General features: G+C 39.1%; 16 protein-coding genes. 12 read left to right on the forward strand and 4 right to left on the reverse strand.

The genetic code is table 11. From position 1 onward, the window contains the following. Nucleotides 1-879: 879 nt before the first annotated feature. Entirely contained in the window at nucleotides 880-1,320 is a 441-nt protein-coding gene (locus LKD20_RS08150) for a hypothetical protein (protein ID WP_227721434.1), read from the forward strand. Nucleotides 1,321-1,580: 260 nt separating this feature from the next. On the opposite strand, the gene LKD20_RS08155 is transcribed toward LKD20_RS08150, so the two are convergent. Then, nucleotides 1,581-2,936, reverse strand: a complete 1,356-nt coding sequence (locus LKD20_RS08155) for a class II fumarate hydratase (protein WP_227721435.1) — start codon at nucleotides 2,934-2,936, stop codon at nucleotides 1,581-1,583. A 448-nt stretch (nucleotides 2,937-3,384) separates the two neighbouring features. On the opposite strand from LKD20_RS08155, the gene LKD20_RS08160 reads away from it, so the two are divergent. Both LKD20_RS08160 and LKD20_RS08165 read left to right on the forward strand, forming a co-directional pair. Next, complete coding sequence (locus LKD20_RS08160) at nucleotides 3,385-5,466, forward strand: OPT family oligopeptide transporter (RefSeq protein ID WP_227721436.1); 2,082 nt, start codon at nucleotides 3,385-3,387, stop codon at nucleotides 5,464-5,466. A 10-nt stretch (nucleotides 5,467-5,476) separates the two neighbouring features. Further along, nucleotides 5,477-6,310, forward strand: coding sequence for a polysaccharide deacetylase family protein (locus tag LKD20_RS08165; RefSeq protein WP_227721437.1), 834 nt, complete (start codon nucleotides 5,477-5,479; stop codon nucleotides 6,308-6,310). A 231-nt stretch (nucleotides 6,311-6,541) separates the two neighbouring features. Here the strand turns inward: LKD20_RS08165 and LKD20_RS08170 are convergent, their stop codons facing one another. Both LKD20_RS08170 and LKD20_RS08175 read right to left on the reverse strand, forming a co-directional pair. Further along, a complete protein-coding gene (locus tag LKD20_RS08170; RefSeq protein WP_227721438.1) occupies nucleotides 6,542-7,924 on the reverse strand; it encodes an S-layer homology domain-containing protein in 1,383 nt (460 codons plus the stop codon). A gap of 176 nt (nucleotides 7,925-8,100) precedes the next feature. Beyond that, nucleotides 8,101-9,882 (reverse strand): S-layer homology domain-containing protein, encoded by a 1,782-nt coding sequence (locus LKD20_RS08175; RefSeq protein ID WP_227721439.1) that lies wholly within the window; start codon nucleotides 9,880-9,882, stop codon nucleotides 8,101-8,103. Between the two features lie 525 nt (nucleotides 9,883-10,407). Between LKD20_RS08175 and LKD20_RS08180 the strand changes: the two genes are divergently transcribed. The 6 genes from LKD20_RS08180 (at nucleotide 10,408) to LKD20_RS08205 (ending at nucleotide 18,259) form a co-directional block, all read left to right on the forward strand. Next, nucleotides 10,408-11,145 (forward strand): (Fe-S)-binding protein, encoded by a 738-nt coding sequence (locus LKD20_RS08180; RefSeq protein WP_105089837.1) that lies wholly within the window; start codon nucleotides 10,408-10,410, stop codon nucleotides 11,143-11,145. A 12-nt stretch (nucleotides 11,146-11,157) separates the two neighbouring features. Continuing rightward, the gene (locus LKD20_RS08185) at nucleotides 11,158-12,603 is read left to right on the forward strand and encodes a LutB/LldF family L-lactate oxidation iron-sulfur protein (protein ID WP_105089836.1); all 1,446 of its coding nucleotides are present in this window, start codon (nucleotides 11,158-11,160) and stop codon (nucleotides 12,601-12,603) included. After that, entirely contained in the window at nucleotides 12,603-13,331 is a 729-nt protein-coding gene (locus LKD20_RS08190; protein WP_227721440.1) for a LutC/YkgG family protein, read from the forward strand. Before LKD20_RS08185 ends, LKD20_RS08190 begins: the two co-directional genes overlap by 1 nt. 275 nt (nucleotides 13,332-13,606) lie before the next feature. Continuing rightward, entirely contained in the window at nucleotides 13,607-14,998 is a 1,392-nt protein-coding gene (locus LKD20_RS08195; protein WP_227721441.1) for a cation:dicarboxylate symporter family transporter, read from the forward strand. Nucleotides 14,999-15,278: 280 nt separating this feature from the next. Then, on the forward strand, nucleotides 15,279-16,832 hold the full coding sequence (locus tag LKD20_RS08200) for a nitrite/sulfite reductase (RefSeq protein ID WP_227721442.1): 1,554 nt from the start codon (nucleotides 15,279-15,281) through the stop codon (nucleotides 16,830-16,832). Nucleotides 16,833-17,443: 611 nt separating this feature from the next. Beyond that, on the forward strand, nucleotides 17,444-18,259 hold the full coding sequence (locus LKD20_RS08205) for a nitroreductase family protein (protein ID WP_105089832.1): 816 nt from the start codon (nucleotides 17,444-17,446) through the stop codon (nucleotides 18,257-18,259). A 200-nt stretch (nucleotides 18,260-18,459) separates the two neighbouring features. Here the strand turns inward: LKD20_RS08205 and LKD20_RS08210 are convergent, their stop codons facing one another. Then, complete coding sequence (locus tag LKD20_RS08210; RefSeq protein ID WP_105089831.1) at nucleotides 18,460-19,278, reverse strand: MetQ/NlpA family ABC transporter substrate-binding protein; 819 nt, start codon at nucleotides 19,276-19,278, stop codon at nucleotides 18,460-18,462. Between the two features lie 230 nt (nucleotides 19,279-19,508). On the opposite strand from LKD20_RS08210, the gene LKD20_RS08215 reads away from it, so the two are divergent. The 3 genes from LKD20_RS08215 to LKD20_RS08225 all read left to right on the forward strand — a co-directional run bounded on the left by LKD20_RS08215 (nucleotide 19,509) and on the right by LKD20_RS08225 (nucleotide 21,772). Further along, complete coding sequence (locus LKD20_RS08215) at nucleotides 19,509-20,675, forward strand: iron-containing alcohol dehydrogenase (RefSeq protein WP_227721443.1); 1,167 nt, start codon at nucleotides 19,509-19,511, stop codon at nucleotides 20,673-20,675. A 100-nt stretch (nucleotides 20,676-20,775) separates the two neighbouring features. Beyond that, a complete protein-coding gene (locus tag LKD20_RS08220; protein ID WP_369819991.1) occupies nucleotides 20,776-21,441 on the forward strand; it encodes an AzlC family ABC transporter permease in 666 nt (221 codons plus the stop codon). Then, on the forward strand, nucleotides 21,434-21,772 hold the full coding sequence (locus tag LKD20_RS08225) for a branched-chain amino acid transporter permease (protein WP_295794594.1): 339 nt from the start codon (nucleotides 21,434-21,436) through the stop codon (nucleotides 21,770-21,772). Before LKD20_RS08220 ends, LKD20_RS08225 begins: the two co-directional genes overlap by 8 nt. Nucleotides 21,773-21,862: the final 90 nt, after the last annotated feature.

The following is a 21,862-nucleotide window of genomic DNA, read 5'->3' on the forward strand; positions in this document are numbered from 1 at the left end:
TTAGAGGGCCGCCACTAGAGAAAGACCCTTATAGGGTCAGAGCAAACCACCCGTTCTACGGGTGGTTATGATTATATGAACTTATATAAAAATTGTGATATATTAGAGTTAAAATTTTTAGTTGTGTTGATTAATGACGAGAGTGTATTAAAAAATGGTGTCGTTGTCTATTTATAAAATTGGTTTACCTATAGGTCTTTTGGCTTATTATTTATATAGGTTGTTTAGACTCTATATATATTAAAAAGTAATATGGAGTTGAAATTCCCAACTCTATATGGTCTTTTTTTAGGTTTAGGGATTCCGGTCAGTCTCTTTCTTATAGTGCAGACATTTTTTATTCCCGATTTAGTTGATTATCTTAGTTTACTCTATGTAAATATGGGTATCTTAGTTATTGTTGAAATCATTGCAACATTTAAACTTAAATCCTCAAAAAGCTATTCTAATGCAAAGGTTTTTCGGTATTATTTATATTTCATAACAGCTATATTATTGTGGATGATATTTAACTGAATGATTGATTAGATTGAAGCATTTGATATTGTAGGGCTACTTTATAGGTGCAGATTAATGTATAGTAAATTTTTTATCTACAGAGTTATTATATGTACTATTCCAATTATTCTTATGGATATAGCTCTTATCTGCTCAATGATAACTGGTGGATACGAAGGAAATCTAAAAGCAGCAATACTAGCGGGGATAGTATTGCATATAATTTTATATATATTAAGTCGTAAACAAGTAAAGCTGTTAATACAAGCATTTAAGCGAAATGGATTTAGAGAGATTAATAATCTATTCAATATGAAATATGTTTTTCTAATCGTATTTTTTATGATATTAATAGCTATAAGACTTATGAGGTAAGATATCATGAATAACATAAGGATTCCAATATATAAAATATTAGCCATATGTTTTTTAGTGGGACTTAGTATAATTTATTTAAATTTTTATGGGATACATACCGAACTAGTAGATTCTTATAGTTTAGGTCGTTATCGAATTGTATTTGGTGGAATGCTAGAGGATAGCACATATAAAACTAGATTGGAATTTTCTAAAATTTCTCATAAGGTTGTATTTCCATATTTATATGTAAAAGGGGAATCGGGTTATACTAGGGTTTTATTAACACCAATAGGTACAGATATTTTAAAGATACCCAATTACTCATTTTATGATACTGCTAGTATAATAGAGGATATTGATAGCATTAATAACTTAAAACGTATTTATGGTAAATCTATATCTATAAAAGATGATCTGAGCCAAATTAGTGAAGAGGATAGAATTATATTTAAATCATTATAATGAATGCGGATAGCATAAGGTATTTTTTTGATTGGAGTATATTTTATGCTTAAAATGATGCTTTTAAAGGTACATTATTATAGAATTTCATTAAATTAAATAAAATATTGCTATAAGACATATAAAACAAAAAGGACGTAATAGTCTATTCTTCAGTAATAAGTATTATTGAAGATTTCAAGACTATTACGTCCTTTTATTTTCCGTTCATTTGAGGTATGAGAGGATGTTACAGATATATCATAGAGATGAGAGAGATTTTATTTCATGCGAACTGCTTCAGCAAATTCGTCTTCAGTCATAAGTTTTTCTTCCAAGATGATTTCTTTGATAGAGCAGCCGCGTTTGTATGCTTCTTTTACAACCTTAGCGCTCTTGTCGTAGCCGATGTATGGTGTTAAGGATGTGGCAATCATGAGGGATTGTTCTACGAAGAAGTTGAGTTTTTCAGGTACAAATTCTACGCCGTCGATGCAGTGTGTTGTGAAAGAGTTCATAGCGTCTGAGAGGAGGTGACAGCTTTCAACAAAATCATAGATCATGATAGGCATGTACACGTTCAATTGGAACGCACCGCTGCCTGCACAGAGTGTCATAGTCGTATTATGACCGAATACTTGGGCGCATACCATGGCCAAGGCTTCACATTGTGTAGGATTTACCTTGCCTGGCATGATGGAGGAGCCCGGTTCATTTTCAGGAAGATGCCATTCGCCATAGCCGCAGCGAGGGCCAGATCCTAAGAAACGGACGTCGTTAGCGATTTTGAATAGTGTAGTAGCCAACGTATTGAGTGCACCGTGAGCCATCATGAAAGCATCTTTCAAAGATAGGCCTTGGAATTTGTTATTCTTAACGCGGAATGGAGCACCTGTTACCTCTGGCAATACAGTTTCCATAACATCTAGATAGCCTTTAGGTGTGTTTACACCAGTACCAACGGCAGTGCCACCGAGAGCTACGTCGAGTAGGTAGTCAGCGTTTTGAACAAGCATAGCTTTGGCAGTTTTTAGGCCGTCTACAAAGGCACTGATTTCTTGGTCCACCATGATGAAAGTAGCATCTTGTAAATGAGTACGACCAACTTTTTGCAAGCCTTTACCTTTTTCTTGCAATTTTTCAAAGGATTGGATAAGGCCGTCCAATGCAGGAATTACGCGTTTAGTAATTTCAAAGTACGCACAGATATGCATTGCCGTAGGGAATGTATCGTTTGTACTTTGGCCGCGGTTTACATCGTCGTTAGGATGGAGCGGGTTGCTTTCATCTAATTGTTTAGCCCGGTGAGCGATTACCTCGTTCACATTCATGTTAGTTTGTGTGCCAGAACCTGTTTGGAATACTGTTAATGGGAATTCATCATCCCATTTGCCATCTACGATCTCATCTACTACTTGAGCGATGAGTTTTGCTTTTTCCTCAGTTACTGCTCCACATTTTGCATTGGTTAAAGCACATGCTTTTTTTACAAGCGCAAGCGCTTTGATTTGTTCAATAGGGATGCGGTGGTCACCGATCTTAAAGTTATTGAACGAGCGTTGCGTTTGAGGTCCGTAAATTCGTCTAGCGTCGACTTCGACTGGTCCCATTGAATCATATTCAATTCTTGTTTCCATAATGTTTACAACCTCCTTAAAAGACATGCCGACCTTATCGTCGGTAATTTAATTATATAAAATCCTGTATATTTGTACAGAATAAAAGATAATGATTTCTATTTTCATATAGAGGAAAGGTGTATATGCGATTTGTGCATATACACCTTTTCTCCTCTCCCAATATATATGCGATGATTTATATTTAATTTGTATACATGTTTCATAGAGGGCTAATTTGAGAGGGAAAAGGCGACAGTCCAAAAACGACTTAGCGGCCCCGCGTAGCGAGGTAGGTGGCTTTGGAGGCTTTTGGACTGTTGCCTTTTTCTACATAGTTAATGGTCTAATGAAACATGTATACATTATAAATATCGCATATATATTGAAATCAGCGCTTTAACACGATAAAATGGAAGTAGCTTATTATATGTTGTAAGCTCTAGTTTCACAGAGGAGGTAAGTACTTATGAAACATGACTTTATGAGCCATGACCTTCATCTGCCGGAACTGACACTACGTGGGATGCTACTTGGTGCATTGATTACTGTAATTTTTACAGCATCTAACGTATATCTCGGTTTGAAGGTTGGTTTGACATTCTCGTCATCCATTCCGGCAGCCATTATTTCAATGGCAATTTTACGTTTCTTCAAGGATTCTAACGTTCTTGAAAACAACATGGTACAAACACAGGCTTCTGCAGCCGGTACTTTGTCCGCAATTATCTTTATCTTGCCAGGTCTATTAATGCTTGGTTATTGGAATGGCTTCCCATTCTGGCAAACATTCTTGCTCTGCGCATGCGGTGGTTCCCTTGGTGTGTTATTCACTATCCCATTGCGTCGTGCTATGGTAGTAAATAGTGATCTACCATATCCAGAAGGCCGTGCAGCAGCAGAAATCTTGAAGGTTGGTTCCCATAATGGTGGCCAAGGTCCTCAATCTAGCTCCGGTATGGGAGATATCGTATCCGGTGGTCTTGTAGCTGGTATTATCAGTCTTTGTGCGAATGGCTTCAAAGTGCTTGGCGACAGCATGAGCTTCTGGCTTCCTGTAGGTACCAAAGGTATTACTCAAATTCCATTGGGCTTCTCTACAGCGTTGTTAGGTGCTGGTTACCTTATCGGTATCGCTTCCGGTATCGCTATCCTAGTTGGTGTACTCATCGCTTGGGCTGGCTTCGTACCTTACTTGACTAACATGCTTGCTCCAGATGGTGGTGCTACAGCTAAATTTGCAATGGCTGTTTGGAAATCTAAAGTTCGTTTTATTGGTGCTGGTGCTATTGGTATCGCAGCGATTTGGACTTTGATTACATTGATCAAACCTATCATCGAAGGTATGAAAATTTCTGTTAAATCCATGAATAGCAGTTCCTCTGAACGTGAATTGCATCGTATGGATACAGATATGAGCACAAAATCTGTTATTATCGTATTCGGTATTATCCTTTTAGGCTTAGTTCTTACATTCTGGGACTTCGTATCTGCAGTACCTATTAGCGCAGGCTTAATGTGGACACTTGTTATCGTAGGTGTTCTCGTAGCATTGCTAATCGGCTTCTTCGTAGCTGCTGCATGTGGTTACATGGCAGGCCTTATCGGTACATCTGCATCTCCAATCTCTGGTATTGGTATCTTGGCGACTATTATTTCTTCTCTAGTGGTATACTTCATCGCTTCTGAAAATAACTTGTTTGCTACAGAAGCAGGCGTACAATTCGCTACAGCTATGGCTATCTTCATGACATCCGTAGTTATCGCGATTGCATCTATCTCTAACGATAACTTGCAAGACTTGAAAACAGGTCAACTCGTTGGTGCTACACCTTGGCGTCAACAAATTGCGTTGTTACTTGGCTCCGTAGCTGGTGCGATTGCAATCGCTCCTGTTCTTAACTTGCTTTACCAAGCATATGGCTTCACAGGTGCGTTACCACGTGCTGAAATGGATCCTAATGCTGCATTATCCGCTCCACAAGCAACTTTGATGACTACAATTGCTCAAGGTATCTTTAGTTCTAGCATGGATTGGAACTACATCTTGATCGGCGTTGGTGTTGGCGTAGTAGCAATTATCGTTAACTTAATTCTTAAGAGCACAACAGCTTCTTTAACATTGCCTCCATTGGCAGTTGGTATGGGTATCTACTTACCTCCAACATTGGAAGTACCTCTTATCTTAGGTTCTTTCATTAGCTATTTCGTAGGTCGTTACCTAGTAGCTCGTGCTAAAATGCGTGCTGGCGAACTTGCTGAGTACGATGTTGAACAATCTAACCGCCGTGGCGTTCTCTTCGCTTCTGGTTTGATTGTTGGTGAAAGCTTGATTGGTGTAATCATAGCTGTTATTATTGTATTGTCCGTTACAACTGGTGGTGGTGAATCTCCACTTGAACTAGTAGGCCCTGATTTTGAAAGCACAGCACAATGGTTAGGATTGCTTGCATTCATCTTCTCTGGTTTATACCTTGTTCGCCGCGTTGTAACTCACAAATTCAATAAAGAAGAAGCTTTAGCAATGAAAGCTGAGCAAGAACAACAATAAGAGGTAAACAATGAAATTAAAACAGTCTGTACTCATCATGATGGCTGCTGCATTGCCAGTAGTATCCTTCGCAGCAAGCGAAATTCCTGTAACTAAAGACACTGCTACAGTGCAAGCTGATACGAATAAAGTAAATCGCAATGATTTAACATACCGTATCTCTAGCACTGCTACACCAGAGCAAAACCGTGCGTTACGCTCTGTAGCAACTAAAGTTGATCGCAATGCAGTTGAAGTAGTAGCACCAAATGCGGACCGCTATATGGACCGTAAAGAGGTGGCTGTATCTCCAGTGGAATCTACTACAGATCATCTTGATCTAGTGTTCCCAACAGTTAAATCTGTTAGCCCAACTGTAGAAAAAGCAATCAATAACACTATCAAAAAATACGTTGCTAAAGTACAAAATGACGTAGAAAAATTGAATGCCAAAGAAGCTGATAAAACAAATGTAGTTATGTACTACGATGTTAAAACAGATAAAAATGGTATCTTCAGTGTATTGATCCATACGTACACAATGCGTGACCGTGATGCTAATGGCGTCAACTATGTAAAAGGCTTCACATTCAACACTACAACAGGTCGTCAATTATCCTTGTATGACCTTGGTGGTCTTAATAAAAAAGAATTAGTGAATGCTATCGACAATAATCAAGATGTGAAAAATCAATTAGGCGGCGAAGTAAATATCGATAAAATGCCTACTGAATTCTACACAACTGATGATTATTCCGTTGTAATGGTTTTACAACAAGACGTGGATACAATCCACAGTGCAGGTACCGTATATGTACCAGTTGGTAACTTACGTGACCGCCAAAATGATGTAACAAAAAAATAATCGAACTGTGTGAATTCGATTATGTGTGTATAGTAACAGCTGTTTAATTGTGAGAAGAACCGCTCCTTCGGGGGCGGTTCTTTTTTTGTATTATAGCAATTAAATATAAAAGGCGATTACTATTTAGATTTGAATGAGAAATATCTTATAAGCTTACTAATTTGTTTATAAGATATTGGAATGAGGGTAAAACAAAAAGCCGTGTAGTTACACGGCTTTTTATCGTTGAGATTATTTATTTGTTGTGTCGTAGTAGTTTACGCGTGGAGGTAATGGGAATTGAATTGCTGCATCCGGTTTTACTGTCTCAGGTTGAGGTAATTCTACGACTACATTATTTTTGAATTTCTTTTTGAAAGCTTTCACCGTATCTTTTTGAACGGAGTCTGCTGTAATGATAAGAGCGCTTGTATCGTCGTTAGGACGGATAGAAATGATATTACCTTTTGGCTCTTTAGCTTTGTATAAATCAATAGCGTCAGATTGGTAATCTTCAAGTTGTGCTTGATTTAACTTGCCTTGAGATACAACAAGGGCACTTTCAAGTTGTGGATCTTGCGCTTCAGAGATTGCATGAGCAACAGCCTCTGCTTTTTTCTTATCTGTTAAAGTCGCATGTAACTTGCCACCATCCCAGAAGAGGGCACCGTCTTGACGGAATTTTGTGAAGTCGTTGCCATAGCCTAATGTTTTGTCGATGATAGTAGCTGTTTTGCTTTCTACTTGTTGCTTGAACAATGTGTTGTGGAACGCAAGAGCTTGTTCTGTTTGCGTCATGCGATATGCAATTTCAGCTGCTTCAGCACGGGTTACATATTTTTCAGGGTTAAATAATGTGCCAGGAGCGTAGTTTGTGAAGCCCAGGTATGCAAGTTCACGAACTGCATCTTGAGCCCAAGGAGCTACAAATTTTTGGTCTCCATAAGCAATATTATCAAGTGCTGTTGGATCTTCTGTTGTGTATCCTAAGTAGTGAATGTAGTTGTCAGCTACTACTGCAAATTCTTGGCGAGACATATATTTTTCTGGTTTGTATGTGTTATCGCCATAACCGCTGATGATGTTTTTACGCGCTACAGATTCGATAGCGAGGGCAGACCAACGATCGGATGTAATATCTTTAAATTTGCTAGATAAGAATGCTGCTGTACCATCATCAGTGATGTTGTTGAAGAGCGCAGCTACTTCTTCACGAGTCATAGGTTGATTAGGTCGGAATGTACCGTCAGAATAACCTTTCATTAGATTTGCTTTTGTTACCGTACTGATAGAATTGGCAGCCCAAAAATCGCTAGGAACATCAGAGAAGATGTGGGCACGGATTTTTTGAATGTCTTGAGGCGTACCAATAGATGTATTCACAACTACAGGTGTAGCAGCTTTAGCGGCATCAAATTTATGAGCCTCTGCTTTAGTTGTTGCTATATTAGGAGCAGCTGTGTTTATAGTAACTGCTTGCGTAGAGGCCACTGTAGGCGCTTCAACCTTTGTGGATGCTGCTGTAGTTGCAGGAGCATGAGTTGTAGTATTTGCAGAAGCAAAACCGAAACTTGTTGCGGCTAATAATGTGCCAAGAACAAGGGCACGTAATGGGTAAGGGGTATTCTTGTACATAAAAATCCTTCCTAATTATGGTAAAGGCCAAGACTAGATAGCCTAGAATATAAACTTTCACCAACAATAAAATCTATATTCATTATATAGCGAATAATAAGGCATGCATAGTGATATAAACAAAGCAGCGTAATACTAAGCGTATACGCTGCCTTGGCTAGTTGAGTGAACGCCGATTAGCGTTTAACTGTCATTTTTACTTTGGAACCGAATAATTTTGAGATTCCTTGTTGAGTTGCTTTAGATGCAGTTGTTACAACAGCGTAAAGTTGGTTGTTTTCTACATCTGGGAATGTAGCTAGAATTGTACCAGCTTTTTCGTTTTTGTTGTAATAGTTGCGGAAGTTCGCATCGATTGCATCGTATTCAGTTTGGCTGTATTGGGATGGTTCAACTACAACGTAGTTATTTACAGTGGAATCACCACGTGCTGCAAGGTTTGCTTTAACTGTGGAAATATCGCTATCTGTTTTCAATGCTACGTGCAATTGATTGTCACGCCAGTACATTACACCGTAATCTTGGAAAGCATCTTCTGTTTTGTATGTTTTATTCAATTCAGCAAATACTTTATCTTCCAAAGCAGCTTGTTGTTTTTGATCAAGTGCTTTTAACGTGCTGCGACGAACAGGGCGAACTGTGCGAGTAGGTTCAGTTTTTTGAGCTACTGCGGCATTTTTATTGCCTTTTACGTCTTTTTCAACTTTTTTTGCATCAGCTTTTACGGCTTTGTCAGCTTTAGCTACATCTTTTTTAGCATCTTTGCTTACTTTGGACGCATCTTTTTCTGCTGCTGTATCAGCTTTTTTTACATCTTCTTTTACAGCTGTTTCAGCTTTAGCTTCAGTTGTAGTATGTTTTGGTGTTGCAAGGCCAGCACCATTAAGCATGCGGTTCAAGATTGTTGCCGCTTGTGCTCTTGTTACAGGTTGTTTAGGGTTGAAGTTTTCAGTTGCTCCAGATGCTACGATGCCACGTTGTGCCATGTATTGGATATCTGCCAAGTAAGCAGAGGAGATGCTAGCTTCGTCTTTGAATGTTACTTTTTCTGTTTTTACAGGTGTGGAAAGATTCAATTTTTTAGCTAGGCTAGCTGCGGAAGCAACGAATTGTTCGCGGTCCATAGTTTTGCTAGGTGTGAAAGCTGTTTTAGATGTGCCTTCCATTACGCCTGCAGCACTTACTAATTTGATAGCAGAGCTAGACCAACGATCTGCTTCTACATCAGAGTAAGAAGTAGAGGCCTCTTTAGTTACAATATCAGCTAATTCTTGTTCGTTTAAGTTATGTTGTAATACTTTACCGTAAATAGCCGCAGCTTGTTCACGAGTGATTTGTGCACTAGGTTTGAATGTATTATCAGCATAACCAGAAAGGTAACCAGCTTGTGTCATTGCTTGGATAGCATCGCGAGCCCAGTTATCTTTTGTGTCAGGGTAAACGCCAGCAGGTAAGTTTTCTTTAGCTTTTACAGCTTTTTTACCTTCTACCTTAGCAGCATCTTCTTTTACATTATTTTTAACAGATGTATCAACGCGTTTAGCGTCATTTTTTACAGAAGTGTCAACACGTTTTGCATCGTTTTTCACAGATGTATCTACACGCTTAGCATCGGCTTTAGCGGATGTATTAGCATGTTTTGCATCATGTTTTACAACTGTAGTGCCATGTTTAGCATCATTTTTTACGGATGTATCAACGCGTTTAGCGTCATTTTTAACAGATGTATCAACGCGTTTAGCATCGTTTTTTACAGAAGTATCTACGCGTTTAGCATCATTTTTAACAGATGTATCTACACGGTGTTCATCAGCTTTAGCAGCTACTTCAGCTTTATTAGCTGTAGCAGATATTTCAGATTTTACATGAGCCGCAGTTGTTTCAGCGTGAGCCATGCCGAATGTGGAACCGAGGGCTAATGTAATAGCTAAGGATAAGGATAATTTATTTAGTTTCATTGAAAAGGCTCCTTTCAAACTATACTTATATAAAATAAATTATAACACTTTTTAAATTTATACTCTACTATAAGAAAATGTAATATATGAGGATAAAAATTACATGAATTTGCTATTTCTCTGTTGTTTATATAAATATTCAATGAATTATAGGTAAATTACGATATAAGTTACTCTAAAATATGCGAAATGATAAACATTCCCAAAATGCAGATTTTATGTGGCTTTCAAAAGAAAAATTGATAAATAACGTAGCATATGTGATAAAATTCAATATTTGTTATTACAAAAAGTCATAACGATATAGGAAATAAAAGGGTACATACGAATATAGCAATCCTTTGGACATTTTCTATATGATTAATTTATAATTATATCGATAAAGCTTTTGAATATTTATTTGAAAGCATAAGTAATGTTTCGGGCGGAAAATTATTGAAAAACTTTCACTAGAATTCTTGCCATAACACATACATATCAAAATTTTTTATTAGGTTAAGTACTAGAAAAGACGAGGACGATAATATGAAAATTCATCTTTTCCAACAGTGTTTGATTGACATGTTCTACCCACATGTAGGCATGGCTGGTGTAGAAGTACTTGAAAGATTAGGCTGCGAGCTCGTAGTGCCTAAGAAACAAGTATGTTGTGGCCAAATGTTCACTAACTCTGGTTACAATGATGCAGCTATGGATGCAATTAAGAACACAATCGAATGCTTCGAGAACGCTGAATATGTAGTCAGCATGTCCGGCTCTTGCGCATTTGCAATCCGCGATGAATATCATCATTTCTTGAAAGATCAACCTGAGTGGTTGGCACGTGCAGAAAAATTGAGCGGCAAAATTTATGAGTTCACTCAATTCATTACTGACGTATTAGGTGTTGAAGATGTGGGCGCTCGTTTCAACGAATCCGTTACATATCATACATCTTGCCACGTAACTCGTTTGATGGGCATTAAAGAACCTCCATTCAAACTCCTTAGAAATGTTAAAGATATCAACTTGATTGAATTACCACGTGCAGACCGTTGCTGTGGTTTCGGCGGTACATTCTCCGTTAAGAACCCTGAAATTAGTGAAGTTATGACACGCGAAAAAGCCTTGGAAATCGCTGGCACAGGTGCTAACGTTATTTCTGGTTCTGACCAAGCGTGCTTGATGAACATCGCTGGTATGCTTGACCGTCTTCATAAAGAAGGCGAAATCGATCGCCGTATCAAAGTAATGCATATTGCTGAAATCTTAAACTGCCGTTAAGGAGGAGACGACATGGCACTTATATATGACAATCGCCCCTATAAAACACGTATAAAAGAATGTTTGGCTGACGATTTCAAAGTTGCAGCTATCAAAAAAGCACAAGACGTGTTTTATGATAAACGTAATACAGTAGTTGCGGACGTTCCTGAATGGTTAGATTTCCGCGCAGAAGCAGCTAAACTTCGTGATCACGTTCTTAACAATTTGGATTACTATGTAAACCAATTCGCTGAAAACGCAGAAAAAGCTGGTTCTAAAGTTCACTTTGCATTCGACGATAAAGAAGCGACTCAAATCGCTTTAGATATCCTTCGTGAACGCGAAGCTAAAATGATCGTTAAATCCAAAACTATCTTAACTGAAGAAATTGGTTTGAACGAAGTTCTTGAAGAAGCTGGTATCGAAGTAAACGAAACTGACTTGGCTGAATTCATTTTGCAAACAGCAGTGAGCCCACCATCTCATATCGTTGTACCAGGCCTTCACTTCGAACGTAACAAAATCCGCGAAATTTTCGCTGAAAAATTAGGTTACACTGGTACTGAAAACCCTACAGAAATGACTCACTTCGTACGTGGTTATGTACGTGAGCGCTTCTTGAAAGCTGACGTAGGTGTTAATGGTTGTAACTTTGCGGTAGCGGCATCCGGTACTTGTACTATCGTTTCCAACGAAGGTAACGGTCGTATGTCTAGCTCCATTCCTAAGACTCAATTGATCTTCTTAGGTACAGAACGTATCGTTCCTGACTTCAAAGCTCTTGACGTTATGATGGAAATGTTGAACCGCTCTGCAGTAGGTGCTAAAATTTCCAACTACTTCTCCATGATGACTGGCCCTGGTCGTGCTGGTGAAGCAGACGGTCCTGAAGAAACTCATATCATCATTATTGATAACGGTCGTTCCGGTATCTTAGGTGGTACATTCCAAGAAATGTTACGTTGTATCCGTTGTGGTGCATGTATGAATATTTGTCCTGTATACCGTCACATCTCTGGTCACGGTTATGGCTCCGTATATCCAGGTCCAATGGGTGCTGTATTGACACCATTGTTCAAAGGTTACGAAGTAGCAGGCGATCTTCCATATGCGTCTACATTGTGCGGTGCATGTACAGAAAACTGTCCAGTAGCTATTCCATTGCATGAATTATTGATGGAACACCGTCATATTATGGCTGACATCGAAAAAACTCGTCCAAAAGCAGAAGAAGCAATCTTTACTGCAGCAGCTAAGATGTTTGGTAACTCCACATTATTCGACCTTGGCACAAAAGCTGGCGCTATCGGTATGAACTTAATTAGTAACAAAGAAGGCAATATGCCTACATGGACTCAAGCTGTTCCAGTTATGAACGGCTGGACTAAATCCAAAGAAATGGGTACATTGAAGTTCAAAAAATTCCGTGACTTATATGCTGAACATGAAAAGAACAAGAAGAAGGAGAAAAAATAATGGATGAAGCTAAACGTAAACAATTTATTGCACGTTTATCTCGTGCATTAGGCCGTGATCAAGAAATGTGCCCTGCATTCGTAGAGGGTTTTGATTACAGCCATGGTCCTCAAGAAACTATGTTCAAAGATTTGAATAAAGATCAAATTTTGACAATGTTTAAGGAACAATGTCAACGTGTTGGTACAAAATTCGTTGAAACTACACCTGATAAATTAGGTGAAACAATTTTGGCAGCGATCGAAGACTGGGGCGATGGTAAAGTTGTATTCCCAAGCACTCCAGAAGTAGACGAATATAAATTAAAAGAATTATTTGAACAAGATGCAGCTAACAATGGTGGCACTCGTACATACTTCCAATGGGATCCAGCTAAAGGCCGTGAAGAATGTATCTCCAATACTGCCAATGCAGATATCGGTATTACATTCCCATATTGCGGTATTGCTGAAACTGCTACTGTAGTACAAGCGTCTGGTGAAGAATCTGGCCGTGCTATCAGCTTGTTGCCTACTACACATATCGCTGTATTGTACACTGATACAATCAACCCACGCATGACTCAAACAATGGAACATTTGGCTGAACGTTATCACAACGATCCATCTAAATTCCCTACAAATATCTGCTTGATTTCTGGTCCATCCCGTACAGCTGATATTGAGTTGGTTACTGTAGATGGTGCTCATGGTCCTATCCAAGTAACTTATGTTTTAGTTAAGCGATAATTCTACATCTAGGTAGTGTTATAACTAAATAAGCTTAAAGGTGATCTTCCTATGGAAGGTCACCTTTTTATATGCGTAACTTTCTATTATGATATAGAGTATCTTGAAAAGGTAGAGGTATCGCTACATCTATGGAGATTAACATATTTATAAAACTTGCAGAATCCGCATAGAAAAACTTATATAATTTGAATTATTTTACTTGTAAATTTTTCGATATATGATATACTGAGTTCATAACCTATTATTGTGATATGAATTAAAAGAGGTGTATTATGAATATTCCATTCTTTACAGATTACCTCATGCTAAGCAATCCATTAAGTATCGGTATTATCGTAGTGTTTGTACTTGCGTTAATCGGTATTTATGCTTTGCAACGCAAGGGTACATCCTTTGGTAATCTCGTTATTATTGGTACTATTGTTGGTGCCGTACTTGGTATTGCTATTCAAATTATTGCAGGCTTCCCAGATGATCCATCTAAAGTGGTTTACATCAAGGAAAGTACAAAGTGGTTCTCCCTTGTGGGTGGCGGCTTTATTGATTTGATCCGCATGCTTGTTATTCCTATTGTATTTATTTCCATTGTACATGTTATCTTGCACATGGAAGCAGGTGCAAACCTTAAGAAATTAGTAGTTGCCATGGTTTCTACAAATTTAGGCATGGTAGCGGTTGCTGCTATCGTTGGTCTTATCTTGGGAAATGCCTTTGGTTTAGGACAAGGTTTTGATATTGTTGAATCTGGTAAAAAGATTCGTGAAATCAAACCGATGGTTGATACATTCCGTGCGTTGATTCCAAGTAACCCAATTCAAGCTGCAGCGGAAACAAATGTTATCGGTATCGTAGTATTTGCAATCATCTTGGGCAGTGTTGCTCGTTTGTTGAAGAAAACTGGCACAAATAGCATGGAAATCTTTACTAAACTATTTGATGAACTTCACCAATTAATCTCCTGGGTTGCAGACTTCATCATTGGTCTCATGCCGTACGGCGTAGTTGCTTTATTGGCATCTACATTGGCAACACGTGGCTTACAAGCTATCTTAGACATGGGCCTATTCGTAGTATTGCTTTATGTTGGTCTTTTGATTATGTTCGTTGTTCAAGCTATCTTGATTGCTAGCTTCGGGTACAATCCGCTTACATACTTCAAAAAAGCAAAAGCTCCACTCTTGTTAGCTTTCACATCCCGTTCCTCTATGGGCGTATTGCCATTAACTGTTGAAACATTGACAAAACGTCTTGGCGTAAATGCTACAACAGCAAATACAGTAGCATCCTTCGGTACTACTGCAGGTATGCAAGGTTGTGCTGGCGTGTTCCCAGCGCTTGTTGTTGTGTACATCTCTAACGTAGCGGGTATTCCATTTGATTTGACTATGTACATTATGAGCGTTATCGTTATTGCTATCGGTTCTGTTGGTATCGCAGGCGTTCCTGGTACAGCTACAATGGCTGCATCTGTATCCCTTAGCGGTACAGGTCTTGGTGCGTACTTCACATCCATCAGCCCAATTCTTGCTATCGATCCATTGATCGACATGGGTCGTACATGCTTGAACGTATCTGGTTCCTTAACAAATGCTCTCGTAGTAGATAAGATTATGGGTACTATCGATAAAGACGCATATAATAACCCTAATGAAGGTCGAGTATAATTCTCGTACTAAACATTGACGTTATAATATAGTCATTAAAATCAGAACTAATCATATGAAAAGAACAGTCTTCGGACTGTTCTTTTTTATTTTAAAATTTACTCCATACTGATTTGACTCTTATTAAAAGTAATTATTATTACAGATTGTAAAGCATATTATTTGTAATTGATATTAAAATTGTGAGCTTGGCTACTAACATACGTATGCGTGTATGGTATACTAGCCTATGAAAAGTTCTGTATTATGCTTAATAAATATAAGCCAAGAGGGTACTAATATGATTACACAAGAGTTGAAAGATCGATTAATTGCAGATTATCCAAAGTTTGAAGATATGACGCATAAGTTCTATAAGAAAGAAATGTCTATTGCAGACTATAAAGGGCAATCCGGTGCCTATGGTAGTTACGCTGAGCGCGGTGCTAACTCCGGTATGAGCCGTTGGCGCTTCAATGGGGGACGCATGACTCGTCAGCACATGCAGTTCTTAGCTGACTCTATCCGTAAATATAACTTACAACACGTACATTTTACTACCGGCCAATGCTTGCAAATGCATGGCCTCGATGGTGATACAATTCTAAATCTCTATAAAGAATGTTATGATCATGGTATCTATAACCGCGGTGCTGGTGGCGACAATCCAAATGTGGTAGCTAGTATTTTACGCGGTATTGATCCTCGTGAAACCTTAGATATTACGCCATATGCAACGGCTATTAGCGAGTTCCTTCTAGAGCAAATGTTCTACATCAAAATTCCTCGCAAATTTAAAATGGGTATCGATAATGGCTTTGATAGTACGCCGCATGCTACGTTCAAGGACCTTGGTTTCAATTTAACGAAACACAATACCTTTGATGTATACGCTTGTGGTGGTATTGGCCCAAATCCTCGTATTGGTATTCCTGTAGCGCACGATGTGGCGCCTGAGGATGTTTTATACCATGTGAAAGCTATGCTTATGGTCTTTGCTAACCATGGAAATTTCAAAAACCGTGGCAAGGCTCGTACTCGCTATATGCCTGCGGAAATGGGTGGAGCTGAAGCTTTCATCAAGACCTATGAAGAAACATTGGCGATGGTGAAAGAAGTGGAACAATTAACCATTAATCCAGCTGACTATGCTTATGAAATTACAAAAACTGGTAAGCGTGATAAGTCTGTGGAAAACGATCGTATTCACCGTCAAAAACAAGAAGGTTTATACTACGTAGAATACCATCCGGCAGGTGGCGATGCTAATGTAGAACACCTATTGGCTGCTCTTGATTATGCTGTAACGCTTGATCAAGTAGAAGCGCGTATTGCGCCAGACCAAGCATTGTTCTTCATCAACCTCACTGCTGATGAGGCTCGTAAAATCGCAGAGTTAACAGACGACAGTGCTGAAAATGATTTCCGTCGTTCCGTGTCCTGTGTAGGCTCCACAGTATGTCAAATCGGCATGCAAGACTCTAATAGCCTTTTGAAAGATATCTTCGGACACCTTGAAGAAAAAGGGGTAGACACAAGTAAACTACCTCGTCTACACATCTCGGGCTGTCCACACTCCTGTGGTACACACCAAATCGGTGAAATTGGTTTCCACGGAGCTGTAAAATTAGTAGACAAGAAACCTACCGTAGCCTTTATCCTCGTAGACGGTGGCTCAGAACACATGGGCTCCGAAAACTTCGGTAAAATGGCAGGTAATATCGTAGCCACAAAAATTCCAGAATTCCTAGAAGCCTTGGCAAACATTCTGAACCAATCTCCAGAACCAGACTTTGGTACATGGAGAATGACACACAAAGCGGAATACATGGAACTTATAAAAGCATTTGAGTAAATTCCTTCTCCGCTTGTGATGGGTCCCCGTTTGATTGCGACAACTCAATAAATAATAAAAAGAGGTCCCTCTTTGCTCCGTCCTTCGCAAAGTCGCTGCATAGGGACCTCTTTTTATTATTTGAGCGTCTGCTATTAACTAGTCCCATCACAAGCTACATCTGATCTTTACTCAATATGCTTTTATGTGATAGGGGAAGGGAAGGACTAGCCGCAGGCTAGTCCTTCCTCTACGGTGGGCATGGCACCACTACTATAAAGCCTAGTCGCAGGCTAGCTTCTTCCAGATGGAGGGCGTGGCGCCATTAGTCTAAAGCCTTTTTATATAGATCAATCAGGTTATCTAGGTATTATGTGTTTTATGTGTGTAGTTCTATTTTGATGGGACGCCTTTATGAATATAGTTATAAAAAAGTACAAATATACTTGTGCAGCGACTTTGCGAAGGACGGAGCAAGCAAGTATATTTGTACTTTTTTAACTAGGTTGTAGAACTGAAATGGGGCCCCATCAAAATAGGGAGAATAACCTTGAAAAGCATATGTTGCCTAGATAACCCTTGATTGATTGTGTTATAATAGGCTTTATAGTAGTGTTTGGAGGATTTATCAGATGTTATTTACCGTCAATACAGAAGTCTGTACACGATGCGGCCTTTGCGTAGCTGACTGTCCAACAGGCTTGCTAGTGATGTCCGAAAATGGGCCTGTAACTGGCAAGGGAGGTTGTATCTCCTGTGGGCATTGTATTTCCGTATGCCCAACGCTTGCTCTTGATAGTGATATGACACCACGTAAAGAGCAAATCGATATCACAAAAGAACAAAAATTAACGCCAGAGCAAGCTGAGTTATTTTTACGCAGCCGTCGCTCTATTCGTAATTATCAAAATAAACCAGTTCCTGCTGAGCTTATTCGCAAGGTCTTAAACGTTGCAAGAATGGCTCCAACAGCAACAAATACACAAGGTATTTCCTATATTGTTATTCGGGACAAACAAAAGTTGCGTCGCATTGCAGATCTCGTTCTTGAGTGGATGCATTTGGCTGCGAAAACTGTGCCGATTATGCGTCTTTATGCTCGTGCAGCACAAGCTGAGGTCGATAAGGGTAAGGAATACATCTTGCGCGATGCGCCTGCGTTAGTAGTGGCCATCGGTTCTAAAAAAGATATTCACCGTACTCACGATAGCGGGCATTCCTGCTTGTCTTATGCAGAGTTGTATGCACCAACATTAGGTTTAGGCACTTGTTGGGCTGGCTTCTTTGAACATGCAGGCGAAGCAGAGTATAAACCACTATTGGAACTATTAGGTGTACCAGAGGATAAAATCATTGCTGGTGGTATCTTGATGGGCTATCCAAAGGTTCGTTACCGTAACATCGTGGAACGCCAACCATTGGACGTAACATTCGATACTGAAGAATAGTAGTGATTGATTACTAATAATAGTGATTGATACTAAAGAATAAAATAAAAGCGATACTCTAAACAGTTAGGGTATCGCTTTTTGGCATTATACATATTTTGCTGTAGTTACTACATTTGTTATGGTGATAGTCGTATTTATAGATCTATAAAAGATTGTTTATCAAAAAGACCGGCCTCGTATTGAGGTCGGTCTTTTGGTTAGTTTGCAGATGTAATGCTACCTTTGAAAGTATCGTTGATGAATTGTTTAATTGCATCAGATTTGTAAATGTCTGCAATTTTTTTGTAAGTTTCGTTGTCTTTGTCTTCACTACGTACCGCAAGTACGATGACTGTTAGTGGTTCATCTTTTGATTCGAAGAAGAAGCCTTGTTTTTCTACACTAAGGCCAGCACTTTGTACATAATTCATTGGAATAACTGCAATTGTTACATCATCTAGACTACGAGGTAATTGAGCTGCTTCTAATTCTTGAATCTTTATATTTTTCGGGTTAGATGTGATATCTGCAACAGTTGCTTTGAAGCCGACACCATCTTTTAACGTAATTAATCCAGCTTTAGCTAATAATACTAATGCACGACCACCATTAGTAGGGTCATTTGGAATAGAAACCGTAGCGCCTTCAGGTACATCTTGTACGCTATGTACACTATTACTATATAATCCCATACGCACTAAAAGGGTTTTACCGATTGCTACTAAGTTGGAACCATTTTGTTTGTTAAAGTTTTCCATAAATGGCACGTGTTGGTACGCATTCAATTGAATGTCGCCATCAGCAAGAGCTTTATCTGGTGTTACATAATCGGAGAACTCTACAACTTTAAGGTCGATACCTTGTTTTTTAGCTTCTTTTGCAACTGCTTCAGCTACTTGAGCGTGAGGACCTGCAGTAGCACCGATTTTAATTTCTTTTGGTGCTTGGCTAGATTGATTTGTATCTGTGCCGCAACCTGCGATGGCGAATGCTAGAACGCCAACGAGAAGAGGGGCAATAAATTTTTTTAATTTCATGTGAACATTCCTTTCTATATACATATAATATATATATCCTATCATGTGAATGGGATTTTGTATATAGAGCAAAAGATATCGGTTAGCTATAGATTAAAGCTATGGCTTTTATGAGCTCGCTAATGATAAGGGGTGTAGTATATCTAAGAATATCGAAAAAATGATATAATAGATATAAATTTCGTACAATTAGATTTATAGGTTTTATATGATATACATAGGAGGTCACTATGTTTAACTTTGATTTTTATAATCCTACACATATTGTATTCGGTAAAGATCGTTTGAGCGAATTAGATACATTAGTGCCAAAGGATGCAAAGGTGCTCATTACGTATGGTGGTGGCTCTGCAGTACGCAGTGGTCTTATTGACCGCATTGTTGCAGCTCTTGGCAATCGTAAGGTTGAGCAATTCGGCGGCATTGAACCAAACCCATCTCTTGAAACATGTGAACGTGCCGTTGCTTTCATTAAAGAACATGGCGTAGATTTCGTCCTTGCAGTAGGTGGTGGTTCTGTAGTAGATGCTACAAAGCTCATCGTTATGGGTGCTACCTATGATGGCCCTGTTATTGAGGTTATGAAAGCTGGTGTTCCAGAGGTTCCGGTAGAAATGGTACCAAATCCATTACCATTTGGTACCGTTATGACACTACCTGCCACAGGTTCTGAAATGAATAATGGTGCTGTTATTACCTATGGTAATGGTAAATTCCCTGTGTTCAGTAGCTTAGTATTCCCTAAGTTCTCTATGCTCGATCCAACATTGACTTTCACATTGCCAGAAAAACAAGTTAAGAATGGCGTTATCGATACATTCGTGCATACCACAGAGCAATATTTAACATATCCTGTAGACGGCCGTATTCAAGATCGTTTTAGTGAAGGTATTTTGAAAACTATGATTGAAATCGGCAAAGAAACAGTAGAAAATCCAGAAAACTACGACATTCGCGCTAATCACGTGTGGGCCTCTACCTTGGCATTAAACGGCTTGATCGGTACCGGCGTGCCACAAGACTGGGCAACACATCTTATCGGTCATGAGTTAACGGCGGCTTACCATCTTGACCACGGCATCACATTGGCTATTGTATTACCTGCGTTGTTAGAAGTGAAAAAATCCGATAAGCTTGATAAATTGGCCCAATATGCTACACGTGTATGGCATATTACAGAAGGTACAAAAGAGGAAAAAGCAGATAAGGCTATTGCAAAAACTCGTGAATTCTTCGAGTCCCTTGGCGTATCTACCCATTTGAAAGATTATGGTCTTGGCGTTGAAGCCGTTGATAAAATTGTGAAACAATTAGAAGACCATGGTATGACACGACTTGGTGAAAAAGGTGATGTAACACCAGAAGTAGCTCGCGAAATTTTAACGCGTGCTTTATAATAAATGACATTAACACTTTAAATGTATGTGATGTGGAAAGGAGGCGAGCCCTATGAATGAAATAAAAAATCGAAGTGCATTTTCCTTTGCATTTCCTATTATGGTTCCTATGGGTATCAGCTTCTTTTTCATAGGTTTAGGATTTGGTTTATATGCAACGAGCCAAGGGTTCCCTTGGTGGACGGCACCGGTTTTAGCGGCTACCATTTTTGCAGGATCCATGGAGTTTGTGACGATTGGCATGTTGATGGCCGGATTTGATCCGATTAATGCGTTTATACTGACCATGTTCGTTAATGGACGCCATTTCTTTTATGGACTATCTGCACTACAACGGTATGTACATATGGGTTGGAAATGGTTTCCTACGGTTGCTTGGATGTGTGATGAAAGTTTTGCCATCAATATGGCTACTAAGTTACCGGATGATGTGGATGAAAAGTGGTTTTACTTCCACGTGTCTTGGCTTAACTATGTGTTCTGGGTATTTAGTACCTTTGTAGGCGGTCTGTTTGGCAATCTCTTGGCCACCGTAGATTTACGGGGCATCGATTTTGTATTACCAGGTCTATTCATTGTGGTATTCCTTGAAATGCTGCTCAACGCAAAAAATAACAAGATAAGAGCCTTTGGCGTAGCTGGTGCCGCTATGGCGATAGTTATGCTCTTATTGGTAGGCAAATCGCTCTTTATGCTTTTATCTATGAGCTGTATGCTAGTAGCCTGCTATATTGCGTATAAGTGGGGAGGTGTACATCTTGACTAGTACAGAAATGGTCATCACCGTTGCTATTGTTGTAGCCGGTACATTACTTACTCGTTTTGGTGCCTTCCTCGTATTTCCACCAGGAAAAAAGGCGCCAGATTTTGTACTTTTTTTAGGTAAGGCTTTGCCGGCTGCCGTTATGGGCATGCTCGTTGTATATACCTTTAAAGAGACTGTCGTTCTAGCATATCCTTATGGTATCCCTGAGCTCATAGCATTAGTCGTTACGGTAGGATTACATCTATGGAAGCGTAACATGCTCATATCGATTGCTGCCGGTACAGTAATTTATATGATACTAGTACAAGCCGTATTTAATGTACCAAAATAAAATAAACCACTTATATCTATCTAACTTCGATATAAGTGGTTTTTTACATATATTGTTTTATTTACTTTGTCATCATAGTTGTAGTGTGTA

The sequence above is a fragment of the Veillonella fallax genome (genome assembly GCF_020687175.1).
GTDB lineage: Bacteria > Bacillota > Negativicutes > Veillonellales > Veillonellaceae > Veillonella > Veillonella fallax.

What these genes read in the sequence shown, in the direction of transcription:
- LKD20_RS08155 (WP_227721435.1), bottom strand. Translation starts at nt 2,936, where the DNA reads ATGGAAACAAGAATTGAATATGATTCAATGGGACCAGTCGAAGTCGAC.
- LKD20_RS08160 (WP_227721436.1), top strand. Translation starts at nt 3,385, where the DNA reads ATGAAACATGACTTTATGAGCCATGACCTTCATCTGCCGGAACTGACA.
- LKD20_RS08200 (WP_227721442.1), top strand. Translation starts at nt 15,279, where the DNA reads ATGATTACACAAGAGTTGAAAGATCGATTAATTGCAGATTATCCAAAG.
- LKD20_RS08190 (WP_227721440.1), top strand. Translation starts at nt 12,603, where the DNA reads ATGGATGAAGCTAAACGTAAACAATTTATTGCACGTTTATCTCGTGCA.
- LKD20_RS08175 (WP_227721439.1), bottom strand. Translation starts at nt 9,882, where the DNA reads ATGAAACTAAATAAATTATCCTTATCCTTAGCTATTACATTAGCCCTC.
- LKD20_RS08170 (WP_227721438.1), bottom strand. Translation starts at nt 7,924, where the DNA reads ATGTACAAGAATACCCCTTACCCATTACGTGCCCTTGTTCTTGGCACA.
- LKD20_RS08185 (WP_105089836.1), top strand. Translation starts at nt 11,158, where the DNA reads ATGGCACTTATATATGACAATCGCCCCTATAAAACACGTATAAAAGAA.
- LKD20_RS08220 (WP_369819991.1), top strand. Translation starts at nt 20,776, where the DNA reads ATGGTTCCTATGGGTATCAGCTTCTTTTTCATAGGTTTAGGATTTGGT.
- LKD20_RS08180 (WP_105089837.1), top strand. Translation starts at nt 10,408, where the DNA reads ATGAAAATTCATCTTTTCCAACAGTGTTTGATTGACATGTTCTACCCA.
- LKD20_RS08150 (WP_227721434.1), top strand. Translation starts at nt 880, where the DNA reads ATGAATAACATAAGGATTCCAATATATAAAATATTAGCCATATGTTTT.
- LKD20_RS08205 (WP_105089832.1), top strand. Translation starts at nt 17,444, where the DNA reads ATGTTATTTACCGTCAATACAGAAGTCTGTACACGATGCGGCCTTTGC.
- LKD20_RS08165 (WP_227721437.1), top strand. Translation starts at nt 5,477, where the DNA reads ATGAAATTAAAACAGTCTGTACTCATCATGATGGCTGCTGCATTGCCA.
- LKD20_RS08210 (WP_105089831.1), bottom strand. Translation starts at nt 19,278, where the DNA reads ATGAAATTAAAAAAATTTATTGCCCCTCTTCTCGTTGGCGTTCTAGCA.
- LKD20_RS08215 (WP_227721443.1), top strand. Translation starts at nt 19,509, where the DNA reads ATGTTTAACTTTGATTTTTATAATCCTACACATATTGTATTCGGTAAA.
- LKD20_RS08195 (WP_227721441.1), top strand. Translation starts at nt 13,607, where the DNA reads ATGAATATTCCATTCTTTACAGATTACCTCATGCTAAGCAATCCATTA.